The sequence below is a fragment of the Bradyrhizobium sp. Ses1 genome, from assembly GCF_059512365.1.
In genome coordinates, this window is record NZ_JCAMOQ010000016.1 from 86457 (window position 1) to 97630 (window position 11174).

Annotated in this window: 13 protein-coding genes and 1 riboswitch; of the genes, 7 read left to right on the plus strand and 6 right to left on the minus strand. The window is 61.2% G+C overall.

Annotated elements, in window-relative coordinates:
- Nucleotides 1–68: 68 nt before the first annotated feature.
- The 3 genes from AC5ZG5_RS19955 to AC5ZG5_RS19965 all read right to left on the minus strand — a co-directional run bounded on the left by AC5ZG5_RS19955 (nt 69) and on the right by AC5ZG5_RS19965 (nt 1507).
- Nucleotides 69–605 carry a DUF992 domain-containing protein gene (locus AC5ZG5_RS19955; RefSeq protein WP_456643667.1) on the minus strand — a complete coding sequence of 179 codons (537 nt, stop codon included), beginning with the start codon at nt 603–605 and terminating at the stop codon, nt 69–71.
- Nucleotides 556–1146, minus strand: coding sequence for a hypothetical protein (locus AC5ZG5_RS19960; protein ID WP_456643668.1), 591 nt, complete (start codon nt 1144–1146; stop codon nt 556–558). Before AC5ZG5_RS19960 ends, AC5ZG5_RS19955 begins: the two co-directional genes overlap by 50 nt.
- A 115-nt stretch (nt 1147–1261) precedes the next feature.
- Nucleotides 1262–1507: a hypothetical protein gene (locus AC5ZG5_RS19965; RefSeq protein ID WP_130222890.1), complete on the minus strand. Its 246-nt coding sequence runs from the start codon at nt 1505–1507 to the stop codon at nt 1262–1264.
- A gap of 61 nt (nt 1508–1568) precedes the next feature.
- On the opposite strand from AC5ZG5_RS19965, the gene AC5ZG5_RS19970 reads away from it, so the two are divergent.
- The 5 genes from AC5ZG5_RS19970 to AC5ZG5_RS19990 all read left to right on the plus strand — a co-directional run bounded on the left by AC5ZG5_RS19970 (nt 1569) and on the right by AC5ZG5_RS19990 (nt 5639).
- Entirely contained in the window at nt 1569–1718 is a 150-nt protein-coding gene (locus AC5ZG5_RS19970; RefSeq protein WP_456643669.1) for a hypothetical protein, read from the plus strand.
- 189 nt (nt 1719–1907) lie between these two features.
- Nucleotides 1908–2621, plus strand: coding sequence for a Bax inhibitor-1/YccA family protein (locus AC5ZG5_RS19975; RefSeq protein ID WP_130222894.1), 714 nt, complete (start codon nt 1908–1910; stop codon nt 2619–2621).
- Between the two features lie 45 nt (nt 2622–2666).
- Nucleotides 2667–4118 (plus strand): sensor histidine kinase, encoded by a 1452-nt coding sequence (locus tag AC5ZG5_RS19980; RefSeq protein ID WP_456671147.1) that lies wholly within the window; start codon nt 2667–2669, stop codon nt 4116–4118.
- Nucleotides 4119–4189: 71 nt separating this feature from the next.
- Nucleotides 4190–4810 carry a response regulator gene (locus AC5ZG5_RS19985; protein ID WP_130222898.1) on the plus strand — a complete coding sequence of 207 codons (621 nt, stop codon included), beginning with the start codon at nt 4190–4192 and terminating at the stop codon, nt 4808–4810.
- Between the two features lie 193 nt (nt 4811–5003).
- Nucleotides 5004–5639, plus strand: coding sequence for a response regulator transcription factor (locus AC5ZG5_RS19990; RefSeq protein ID WP_130222900.1), 636 nt, complete (start codon nt 5004–5006; stop codon nt 5637–5639).
- Nucleotides 5640–5694: 55 nt separating this feature from the next.
- Here AC5ZG5_RS19990 and AC5ZG5_RS19995 read toward each other — a convergent pair whose 3' ends face one another.
- Together AC5ZG5_RS19995 and AC5ZG5_RS20000 are read right to left on the minus strand one after the other, a co-directional pair.
- The gene (locus AC5ZG5_RS19995; RefSeq protein ID WP_456643671.1) at nt 5695–5943 is read right to left on the minus strand and encodes a DUF3551 domain-containing protein; all 249 of its coding nucleotides are present in this window, start codon (nt 5941–5943) and stop codon (nt 5695–5697) included.
- 258 nt (nt 5944–6201) lie between these two features.
- Complete coding sequence (locus AC5ZG5_RS20000) at nt 6202–6603, minus strand: hypothetical protein (RefSeq protein WP_456643672.1); 402 nt, start codon at nt 6601–6603, stop codon at nt 6202–6204.
- Between the two features lie 359 nt (nt 6604–6962).
- Nucleotides 6963–7163, plus strand: a riboswitch (cobalamin riboswitch).
- A 250-nt stretch (nt 7164–7413) separates the two neighbouring features.
- On the opposite strand from AC5ZG5_RS20000, the gene AC5ZG5_RS20005 reads away from it, so the two are divergent.
- On the plus strand, nt 7414–9261 hold the full coding sequence (locus tag AC5ZG5_RS20005) for a TonB-dependent receptor plug domain-containing protein (protein WP_456643673.1): 1848 nt from the start codon (nt 7414–7416) through the stop codon (nt 9259–9261).
- A gap of 31 nt (nt 9262–9292) precedes the next feature.
- On the opposite strand, the gene cobD is transcribed toward AC5ZG5_RS20005, so the two are convergent.
- Nucleotides 9293–10282, minus strand: a complete 990-nt coding sequence (gene cobD / locus AC5ZG5_RS20010) for a threonine-phosphate decarboxylase CobD (protein ID WP_456643674.1) — start codon at nt 10280–10282, stop codon at nt 9293–9295.
- Nucleotides 10283–10291: 9 nt separating this feature from the next.
- Here cobD and AC5ZG5_RS20015 point away from each other — a divergent pair, with 9 nt between their 5' ends.
- The gene (locus AC5ZG5_RS20015; protein ID WP_456643675.1) at nt 10292–11173 is read left to right on the plus strand and encodes an ABC transporter substrate-binding protein; all 882 of its coding nucleotides are present in this window, start codon (nt 10292–10294) and stop codon (nt 11171–11173) included.
- Nucleotide 11174: the final 1 nt, after the last annotated feature.

Consider the following 11174-nt stretch of genomic DNA (forward strand, 5'->3'; position numbering starts at 1 on the left):
CGACAAAACCCTGAGCCAAAGCTCAGCAATGTTCCGAATTGCTTCGATAGGAAGATTTCGCGGCTGCGCTATCGACGTCCTCTTTCGCCCAGGGTCAAATGGGTTACCGTCGCCGCAAGATTGACGCCGATCGCGCGCTCGACGGAAAGCGGCTGCAGTACGACGCTTCGGCGCGATCCGCCGATCAGCGCGTTGGCGCCAAAGCCGGGTCCCAGCGCAACATTGGCGCTGGCTCCCACATAGCTGCCGCGCATGGTGCCGGGACCAATCCGCGAGTTCTTGGCAAAGACGGCCCAGGATAGAACGCCACTTCCGGTGACGCCGAGGTCAAGGCCGACACGCCTTATCCGTCCTGCGTAAATGTAGCGTTGCGACGAACCTCGCCGGTAGAATACGCAACGTAGTGATTGCGTCGATCCCACAAGGAATCCAATCCGCGGGCTGCTCGAACACAACAGCCGACCGACCCTGAATATCTCGCCTTGCGCCGGCGTTGCGAGGGTGGAAATTGAAGCGAAAACGCACAAGGCGCCAAGCAACCGTATCGTCTGCATCTCAGGCCTCGACTTGATCTTCGGTGTTGTGAGGTGCGGCCGCGCGGCCATAGCTAAGCCAGAACGTCATGCCGATGCCGACCAGGAATACGGCCGCAAGCAGGAAGAAGATCACCGACTGCTTCAGCCAGGAGAGCGCCGGAACTGCGGCACCCATGGCGATGCCGAGGAAGCAGATCTGCGGGGACAAAAGGCTAAGGCCGGCGAGGAAGGTGCCGAGCGCCAATAGGGTCAGAAGCACCAGGCTGGTAGCCGGCGTGGGGAGCAGCTGTTGAACGCCGGAGACAAGCATGATGTTCATCGTCACCAGGACGGCCACCCAATGAAGCGCCTGGGTCCAGATCAACCGAAACTGAGCCTGCTTGCTGCCGAGCTCGGGCCATTTGGTCACGACGCAGACCACAGCGACGGCAAGCGCCAGGAACTCCCAATAACCTACAAGCGGCTGATGCGAGATATTGGTATAGGCGACGCCTGCGATGGCGAGCACGAGTGCGACGACATAGGGTAACCGCCGCCATAGAAGATCGGCTCTTCCCGAACCGGTCGAGGCAGGCGCGCCCTCGCTCCGCTGCCCGTTAGTCTCGCTCATCGAACATCCACCGCTGTCGGATTCGTTCCTGTACTGCGTTTGGATCAGTCATCGATCGCTCAAGTTACGTGAACGGATTGGGCCTGTCGTGCCACACAATCGGCCGGCTAGCGGTTCAGTTGGCCGACGACCGCCCTGCAGGGGCATAGGTGCGAACCCGCCTGCTGCCGAAATGCGGATGCCGTCCGCCGCGGTGGCGCCAATGGCGATGCTTGTGTGGGTTCATATTTGTATTCGGTGTTGCGCTCTTCTGCGCAGCCGCGCCTTGGTCAGTCGATTGGGCCACGGACAGGCTTGGCGGCGCTGCGATGGCTGCAACTACGCCGACGATCAGAGCGCCGACCACGAGTCGGATGTTCATGCATGCCTCCATATTTCCCATCGGCGATAGTGCAAGCGCTAAGGGCAGCAAGGAATGCGGGATGCCGGCAGCCGATGACTACGATCCTATCGGCGACTTTGCCGCCCGCACATCCGGGATTCTATGTAGGAGCGGGCGGCAGAAACTGCGGATCGCGGCCATGCTGCGCGACGTCCGATATCAGGAGGCGAGCCGCCCGAAAGCAATATAGCATCCGCTTCGACAAGTGGCGACGAGCGGCGGCCCCAGTGAATAAGGCATCTCCTCCAGCCACAATGCCCTGCGCCGAAGCAGCGTAGTTCCCGCCCCCGAATATCGGGTGATTATCTGATATCCTGCATCGGGCCATCACCATAGGCTTGGCTATCCCGTGCTGGGCGCGGTCGAGAGGAGGCAAGCCATGTCAAACTATGACCAGGATACAGTCACCTCCGGTGCGATTAGCAGCGATGCCATCGCGGTCGATGTCGGCCTCCGCAACTACATGCTGCGCATCTACAACTACATGGCCGCAGGTGTCGGCCTCACCGCTCTTGTCGCCTGGCTGACTTATCAGCTCACCGGTCCGGCATTACTGCAGAATCCGCTGATGTGGATCTTCATCCTGGCGCCGCTGGCCCTGGTGTTCTTCATCAGTTCACGCATCCATACGCTATCGGCGACAACGGCACGTTGGTTGTTCTTTGTCTATGCAGCCCTGGTCGGCGTGTCGCTCTCGACCTTGCTCCACATCTACACAAGTTCCTCGATCACACGCGTGTTCTTCATCGCCGCCGCAACGTTCGGAGCGCTCAGCATCCTTGGGTACACCACCAGGCGCGACCTGTCCGGACTGGGCACCTTCCTGTTCATGGGCTTGATTGGCGTCATCATCGCAAGCGTGGTCAACCTGTTCCTGCGCTCAACCGGACTTGACTGGCTGATCTCGATCGTGGGCGTCGGCATCTTTGCCGGCCTGACTGCCTATGATACGCAGCGCATCAAGGCGATGTACGACTCTGGGGACGATGAAACTTCCGCAGGCCGCAAGTCGGTACTTGCCGCGTTGTCGCTCTACCTCAATTTCATCAACCTGTTCATGATGATGCTGCGCCTTGCGGGCACTCGGCGTTAAAGCGTTTCTCCAGAGCTTCGGCTCTGATTCAATCAGAACCGAAAGATGCACGAGACGCGAAGGCGATATGCGGTTAGTGCCAATCACGAATGGCAGCGCCTCATTCGCCGCCGTCCCACTCGCGACTGGTGCAGCGCAAGAATTCGCGAGTTCCAATCCAAAGATTGCTCCACGTCAATGGCGCTTTGCTACCTGACGGTGTATGGTGCGGACTGGGTATCCGATCGGGTCAGGGAGATTGGTCGAGGCAAGGGCGGCTCTCAGCATCGAGAGCCGCGTGGAAGGCGAATGCGTACCGTGAAGCAACATAATGCTCCTACGTGCGGATCGGATCGAACCAATGCACAGGGATGGCCAGGCATTGGCGCAGCAAGCGCGAGCGATCGGCTGTACTGGAAACTAGCCTCCGACCTTCTCTTTGTGGTGCGCCCTTCATGTGAAGGGCGCTTTGTTTATGAAGATATAAACCCGGCGTTCGAATCTCTTGTTGGGATCGCGTCGGAAGACATCCGGGGGATGGCCGTTTGCGACTGCATGGGGAAGCAGGATGCCAGGTCCGTTCACGAGGCGCTTGATGCTTGTCGCGCCGGAGGTGCCGAGGTTCGGATCCGGCATCGGCTCGCGCTCGGGGGATCCCCACGAACTGTCGAGACAATCGTTGCGCCAATCTGCGGTCCCATGACCGGCTGCATTGCCACCTTTATCGGTAGCCATCGGATCATGGACGGAGCGTCCTCCCACGACCTTGCAGCCATCTCGGACGGTCGTGCGAGCATGGGCGCCAAGCTGGTTTCCATTCAGGAAGACATGCAGCAGCGCATTGCCTCCGACCTCCACGATTCGACCTGCCAGCATTTGATCGCCGCAAGCCTCGGGCTCATGCGGATGCGGAACAGCTTGAGTGAGCCGACCAATGCCGAGCGGCTTTGCGACGATATCGATGCGTCGATCGATCAGGCAATCAAGGAAATTCGGGCCTTTGCCTACCTGCTGCACCCGCAAAATCTGACGGTTGCCGGGCTGAAGGCAGCAATCGAGAGATATGCGGAAGGGTTCGCGGCGCGCACATCGTTGAGAGTCGATGCCAGCATCTCGCCCGAGATCGATCGCGTACCTTACGACACGCAGCGCTCCCTGCTGCGGGTGGTCCAGGAGGCGCTGACGAATGTCTTTCGTCATGCAAGAGCAACGAAAGTCGAGATCTCGATCGAGACGACCGATGACCATTTCCGGCTGAGGGTCAGCGATAATGGGCGCGGCATGCCGCTCGACCAGGCGCTCGGCGGCGCGATGGCAGGGCCGCCCGGCGTCGGAATTCCCGCAATGAAGGTGAGACTGCAGCAGATCGGAGGTACCCTCGAAATCCGCTCCGAGCCGGGACCGGGGCAGCCCGGCACGACATTATCCGCGGTGTTCCCGCGCGGTCCGGCGACCGAAAAATCGCCGCCGGCCAAGGGCCGCCCCCGCCATCATGGTCCGCGCAAACGGGTTCACTGATCGTACAGCCGAACTCGCGTCACTGGTGCCGGTCGAGCCTGCGACGCAACACGAGTGGGAGCTAACCCGCCATGAAGCGCTTTCTTATCGCCGACGATCATGAAGCGGTGCGGTCGGGACTACGCGCGGTTCTGGAGCAACGTGCCGACTGGGAAGTCGTTGCTGAGGCGAACGACGGCAGCAAGGCCCTTGCCGAGGCGATCGCAAACCAACCCCATGTCGCAATCGTCGATTTCTCCATGCCGCGCATGACGGGAGTGGAGGTCGCGCGGCGGATCAGGGAGTATCGCCTGCCAACCGAAGTATTGATCTTCACGGTCCACAATTCCAGCCTGCTGGCCCAGGAGGCATTCGAGGCAGGCGCCCGGGCATTCGTATTGAAATCGGATGCCAACAGGCTGTTGTTGGCGGCGGTTGAGTCGCTTCTGGCGCATAAACCATTTTGCACCGAGAGCTGTTCGCCTGAATCGAACGAGGTCTCGACCGGAGATCGGGACAGGCTCTCGCCGCGGGAGCGATTAGTCGTCAAGCTGATTGCGGAGGGTTACAGCAACAAAGGCATTGGCGCCATCCTGAACCTCAGCGTCAAAACCGCCGAAGCGCACCGGGCGGCCGCGATGCGCAAGCTGGATATCCACTCGACGGCGGATCTGGTCCGCTACGCGGTTCGCGCCCGCCTGCTGGAAGCATGACACGCCAAAGCATGATCCGGCGCTTGATGTTCCGGCTTGTTCTGCCATGAGCCCGGGAGGCTAAGCTGACCTCAGTATATTTCCTGCGAAATCCGAGGGTTTTGCGGGATAACTGCCGGAAAGCCAATCGGTATGATTCTGACCTCGCTGTCGGCTATCGCTATCGACCGTTCCAGCGCAAGGGAACGACGCCATGAAACGCATCCTGATTGCGGATGATCATGAAGTCGTACGTTCCGGGCTTCGCGCGATCGTTGAAACGCGCTCCAATTGGATTGTAACTGCAGAAGCTCCCGACGGTGAGCAGGCGATTGCATTGGCGTTGGAAACGAGACCGGACGTCATCATCGCCGACTATTCCATGCCCCTCGTAAACGGACTGGAAGTCAGCCGCCGCATCAAGACGCTTCGTCTGCGTTCGGAAGTGTTGATCCTCACCATGCATGAAAGTGAGGAGATTTTGACCGAGGCTCTTCTGACCGGGGTACGTGGCTTCCTGCTCAAATCGGACGCCAGGAAGCATCTCATTTCAGCAATCGAAGCTCTGCTCGACGGCCGACCTTACTTTACCAGCGTCGTGTTGGAGAAATTGCTGACCGACTACCAGCTCAACAAACAGAACAAGTCCAGTGCGCTCCTCACATCGCGGGAGCAGAACGTCGTGCAGTTGATTGCAGAGGGGCATACCAACAAGGCCATCAGCTCCATCTTGAAGCTCAGCGTGAAAACTGTCGAAACCCATCGGGCGTCCGCCATGCGCAAGCTTGGCATGTCATCCACAGCCGAGCTGGTTCGCTATGCGATTCGCAAGAAGCTGGTTGCGCCCTGAGGCGCAGACAATTCGAGCAGCAGTCGTCGCGCCGGGTTACGCAGCGAGTATTGGATCATTGGCTGGAGTTCGCACGGCCCCGCCGGTGATATCGCCCGAATGCCACGCGCGGATTGACGGCGCATATGGCCCCTCGCCCCGACGCCGCGGCCATACATGCCGCCCGCGTGCGGAAGGAGCAATCTCCCGGAATCCCAGTGGTTCGAGATTGCAGGCAATAGGGATAGTCCCGTGCCGTAGCGGGACCAGCTTCGGCAATCCAGATCAAGCCGGCCGCAGATAAGAGTGCCATCAGGTAGCGCATGAGATCACCTCGCTCATTGAGGATATCTCCATAGTGCCGAAGGAGGACGCGCCTGAAAATACATGATTCCCCGGGGGCCAGCTTGACAAGATTCCCTAGAGCGCGCCGATCAGGATCGCGCCACCGAATTCTGAAGCCACGACGCGGGTGTCGAGAACAGGCATTACAGGTTCAGACCTTCCGTAGGATGGGTAGAGCCCCGTGCTTTTCAAAGATCTCGATGGCAGCGAAGCTGTCACCAACTCGATCAGCGCCGGCTCACGCCCCTCGTGCATCGCGGATTGCCTGGGCGACTTTCGTCGCCTGCGACACCCGTCCGATTCGCGCGCCCGTGACGATCTTTTTTCGACGCGTGCTCAAGCGCGGCACCATCCCTTCGTTGGCGGTCGATCCGGCGGAGGGATAGGGAATGAAGTCCGCGGCCCGACGCAGCGCGATAGCCTTTCGAGCCGCTTCGACATTGGCGGTGCGAGCTGCCAGGTTGTGAAGACGCCTGAGTTCGCTGTTAACCCGCTTCAGTGCCGCGGCAAAGACCTGCTTGCGTTGTGATGGACGATCGGCAGTTCCGGGGAAGTTCGCGCCGCGAGGCTGGCCTTTCCCGCGCGTCTCTCGCCGCTTTTGTCGGCCGAGCGTTCGCTCCTTGTCGCGCATCTTGCGCAAGCGGGATCGCATGTCCGCAAGATCAGCCGGCTCGACGTCATAGATGGCGGGATGATGCGTGAGGCGGATCGTCTCGTATTCATCGTGACTGAGGAGGCTGCGTTCGAGTTTGCATGGGACCGACATTTCCTGTTCCTCCGTTGAATCTGTCGATGCTCACATGAACGGTATCATCCAAGTTTAGCGACGCGTGTGGGTGGCATGTGATGCTCGCATAAGGCTGTAGGATTTGCCATCTGCCGTCCCTTCGCCTGTCAGCAACTTTCTGTGTTCGTCATTCAGGTCGCCGCTATCAGCGATCCGCAAAAATGCTGTTGGGTTCTGATCGTTATCGATTTGAGTTTTGCTCCGCCTTGTGCTTCTTTGCGCGCGTCATCGGTGCCCTTTGTAGGGTGAAACGGGAACGCGGTGCGGGAATCTTCCCCAATGCCGCGGCTGCCCCCGCAACTGTAAGCGGACTATTTGCGATCCGGATGCCACTGGGCCTGCCAAGCAGGTTTGGGAAGGCGGATCGCGAGACGACCGCAAGCCAGGAGACCGGCCGTTGACGGGTATCAACTCGTTCGACGGTGGGTCGGCGGAAGGGCATTAATGAACTTGCGGCGTTTTCTTGCCGGGTGTGCGGCCGTTGCTGCGTGCGGTCACACTGGCGCCATGGCCCAATCGGGTCCCGAACAGCTTCCTGCTGTCGTCATCAATCCGGAGGTCCGGTCCAAGCCGGCTCCGAGGAATAGGCAAAGGGCTTCAACGACCCATCCTGCGCGCCCGGCGCCCGGTAACGAGGCGCCGGCCGCGACTCCCGAAGTGGTCGTGACTCCCGACCGTACACTGGAGCCGGCGAGCCGGACCGGAAGCTCGGTCAGCGTGGTCACGCACGAAATGCTCGCGACCAGCAATCCGACTTCGCTCGTCGATGCGCTGCGGACCGTGCCGGGACTCGATATCACCGAAAGCGGCGGACCAGGCGCGACGACCAATGTGCGCTTGCGCGGCGCCAATACCGGCCAGACGCTGGTCATGATCGATGGCATCAGGGTCAACGATCCGACCGCCGCCAGCGGCGACTTCGATTTCGCGATGTTCGCCCCGGGCGCGATCCAGCGGATCGAGGTGCTGAAAGGACCGCAGAGCGCGCTCTACGGATCTGACGCGATCGGCGGCGTCGTGAACATCATCACCAAGAAGGGCACCGGTCCGGCACAACTCGACGTCAGCACCGAGGGCGGAAGCTACGGCACGGCGAGCACCAGCGCAGCGCTGACCGGAACCTCTGGGCCGTGGTCCTACGCGTTCACGGGAAGCGGGCAGCACAGCAACGGCTTTTCACGCTACGGCTATCGCATCCCCGCGCTCGAAGCCAAGTATGGCCCGCTCGAGCGCGATGGCTTCGACCGCGTCGGCGGTTCGGCACGCGTCGGCTACGATTCCGGCGAAGGCGTACGCCTGGAGACGGGTATGCTGGCCTCATTCACGCGGTCCGCCTATGATCAGGCCTCCGGAACGTTCCCGGACACGCCGTCGAGCGCGACGCGCCTGCTCGAACAGGTCTGGGGACGCGCGTCGTTCGACACGTTCGGCGGCATTCTCACCCATAGCGTGAGCGCATTTGAGACGCATATCGACCGCTCGTTCGACGACGTCACCTACAAGATCAACAAGCTGCCGCAGAACACGACATCCATCCTCTCCAATTTCGTCGGCGACAGCACGGGCCTGGAATATCAGGGCAACCTGAAGGTCGGCCCGCTGGGATCGCTCATCGTCGGATCGCGTGTGCAGCATGAAACGGCGAGCACCTCCGCCACCAACCTATTGCCGATTCCTGGAGCGTCGACGCCACAGCTCGTAGGCACGCAAGACACCAATTCAGTGTTTGCGCTCTGGCAACTGCCGATCGGCGAGCGGCTCAACATCACGATGGGCGGCCGGGTTGACGACGTCGTCGATGTGGCACGGTTCGAGACATGGCGAACCACCGCGGCTTACACGATCGCCGAGACCGGCACCAAGCTGCATGCGAGCGCCGGGACAGGCGCCAAGGCCCCGACGCTCTATCAGCTCTATGCGCCGACCTATGGCAATTCCGCGCTCAGTCCCGAGGAGAGCTTCGGCTACGATGCCGGCATCGACCAAAGCCTGTTCGGAGGCCGCGTTGTGGTTTCGCTGACAGGCTTCGGCAACAGGTTCAGCAACCTGATCGACTTTGTGACCGATCCGGCGCACCCGCTCGGGCACTACGTCAACGTCTCGCGTGCCGAAACCGACGGACTGGAACTAGGGGTCAACGTCGATATCCTGCCGGGCTACCTGAAATTCAACGCCGCCTATACCTATCTGCAGGCTAAGGATCTCTCGACCGGCCTGACGCTGGCGCGCCGGCCGGAAAACCTGGCGAGATTCTCGTTCCCGATCACACCGATCGAGGGCTGGCTGATCGAGCCACGCGTGCTCGCGGTATCCACGCGCTACAGCGGTTCAAACGAGACGCTACCACTCGCCCCTTACGTCCGCGTCGATCTCTACACCGAATACAAGATCGATGAGACCTGGAAGGTGTACTTGCGCGGCGAGAACATTTTCAATGAGCACTATCAGGAAGTGTACAACTATGGCACGACCGGACCTGCGGCTTACGCCGGGTTCAGTGCCCACTGGTGAAGCGGATGTGATGATGCGCGCGCGGGGTGCGCTATTTGACCGAACCAAGCGCGCTGGCCAGGCGATCGAGACCATCGTCCGACGCAAGGCCAAATCGCAGCCATTCGCGTGCGCCGTTAAAGCTCCGGCACCAGATGTGGCGTCGGGCCAATTCGGTGTGCAACGTCGGGGCATCGGGATGGGAGGCAAGGCGAAAGAGCGTCGTCCCTCGGACGAGCTGAAGGCCCGCCGCTGTCAGGACCCGATCCAGCTTGCTCGACTGCCGAGCGAGCTTCGCACGCATCGCATCAGCCCAGGATCGATCCCGCAGGGCGGCCGTGCCCAGGTGAAGCGCTGGGCCGGAGACCGGCCACGGGCCCAGCGCCGCCGATATACGTTCGACGATATCGCGTCGGCCGATCACGAAGCCGAGGCGAAGTCCGGCGAGCCCATAGAACTTGCCGAAGGAACGCAGTATGAGAATGGGAAGATTGGCGCTCATCGCGGCAGCACTGATGCCGGGATCGACATCGGCAAAGGCCTCATCGATAACCAGCCAGCCTCCGCGACGATCGAGCCGTTCGGCAACCTGCCGGAGCGCCCTGCGGTCCGCGATACGTCCATCCGGATTGTTGGGATTGACGACGACAGCGTGAATGGCGCGGTCAGGCAGCGCGGAGAGATCATTCAATGCAATAATCTCTCGGCCTCCGCTCCTCCACGCAGCCGAATGCTCGCCATAGGTCGGAGTGACGATCGCGACCGCTCCGGGCCCGGCGAGATGCGGAATCCATTGAATGAGGGTCTGCGTGCCGGCGGCGGCTGCGATGCCTGCATCGTCGGGTACGCCGTAAGCTTCGCGTGCGGCGGCGAGGAGGTCCCGTTCGTCGGCACGCGATGGCAAGCGCGTCCACACACTGTCTGGAAGGGAGTGCGGAATCGTCCACGGCCAGGGATTGATTCCGGTCGACAGGTCGAGCCAGTCCGCAGGCTCGCCGCCGTGGTGCGCAATAGCTTCCGTCAGATCACCGCCGTGCTTCATAATCGCTTCATGCCATCAATCGCGCTCCTGCGCGAGACCCTTGTTGGCCTAACGCGGCCGGCGATCGGCGCAACGTTCTTGTTACTCGCAGCACTGTTCGGAGCACATGCCGCCCATGCAGCCGATCTGCCACGCGTCGCTTCCATCAATGTGTGCACCGACCAACTGCTGCTGGCGCTGGCCGACCCAGGCCAAATTCTCGGCCTCAGTCCCTATTCGCGTGACCCCGCCCGCTCCTGGAACGCGGGAAAAGCCGCAGCCTACCCTCGATTATCGGGCGAAGCAGAAGATGTGCTGATCTTGCAACCGGACGCCGTGGTCGCCGGCAAGTTCACCAAGCGTGCAACACGGGAGCTGCTGAAGGACAAGGGCGTCCGCGTGATCGAATTCGACGCTGCGCGTTCGCTGGAGGATGTGAAGAGCCAGATTCGGCAAATGGGCGAACTGCTGCACCAGAAGGATCGCGCCGCATCCGAGATAGGGCGCTTGGACACGGCAATCCAGCACGCCAGGGCGGCGGTATCGCAGCGATCCTATCGCGTGCTCGCCTTGTCGCGGCGCGGCTGGGTCTCGGGCGGCGGCAGTCTGATCAGTTCCATGCTGGCCACGATCGGCCTCAACAACGCGGCAAGTGACCTCGGCTACAAGCTCGGAGGTTTTGCGTCGCTGGAGGCGATCGTCAAGCTGAGACCCGATCTGCTCCTTGTATCTGATAGCGGCGACTTCGCGGAGGACGAAGGCGAGGCATTCCTGCTGCATCCCGCGCTGGAACGTTTCTATCCGCCGTCGAAACGCCTGGTCATCCCCGAGAAACTGACTGTCTGCGGCGGGCCGATGCTTTCGGAGGCGCTGGAACGCCTCGTCTCCGAACTCGGCCGTGTGGCGCGATGAC

Bases quoted from the DNA above. Each gene is read 5' to 3' on its own strand.
- AC5ZG5_RS19995 (WP_456643671.1), bottom strand. From the start codon at position 5,943: ATGCGCTACCTGATGGCACTCTTATCTGCGGCCGGCTTGATCTGGATT.
- AC5ZG5_RS19965 (WP_130222890.1), bottom strand. From the start codon at position 1,507: ATGAACATCCGACTCGTGGTCGGCGCTCTGATCGTCGGCGTAGTTGCA.
- AC5ZG5_RS19960 (WP_456643668.1), bottom strand. From the start codon at position 1,146: ATGAGCGAGACTAACGGGCAGCGGAGCGAGGGCGCGCCTGCCTCGACC.
- AC5ZG5_RS19985 (WP_130222898.1), top strand. From the start codon at position 4,190: ATGAAGCGCTTTCTTATCGCCGACGATCATGAAGCGGTGCGGTCGGGA.
- AC5ZG5_RS19990 (WP_130222900.1), top strand. From the start codon at position 5,004: ATGAAACGCATCCTGATTGCGGATGATCATGAAGTCGTACGTTCCGGG.
- AC5ZG5_RS20015 (WP_456643675.1), top strand. From the start codon at position 10,292: ATGCCATCAATCGCGCTCCTGCGCGAGACCCTTGTTGGCCTAACGCGG.
- AC5ZG5_RS19955 (WP_456643667.1), bottom strand. From the start codon at position 605: ATGGCCGCGCGGCCGCACCTCACAACACCGAAGATCAAGTCGAGGCCT.
- AC5ZG5_RS19975 (WP_130222894.1), top strand. From the start codon at position 1,908: ATGTCAAACTATGACCAGGATACAGTCACCTCCGGTGCGATTAGCAGC.
- cobD (WP_456643674.1), bottom strand. From the start codon at position 10,282: ATGAAGCACGGCGGTGATCTGACGGAAGCTATTGCGCACCACGGCGGC.
- AC5ZG5_RS19970 (WP_456643669.1), top strand. From the start codon at position 1,569: ATGCCGGCAGCCGATGACTACGATCCTATCGGCGACTTTGCCGCCCGC.
- AC5ZG5_RS19980 (WP_456671147.1), top strand. From the start codon at position 2,667: ATGCACGAGACGCGAAGGCGATATGCGGTTAGTGCCAATCACGAATGG.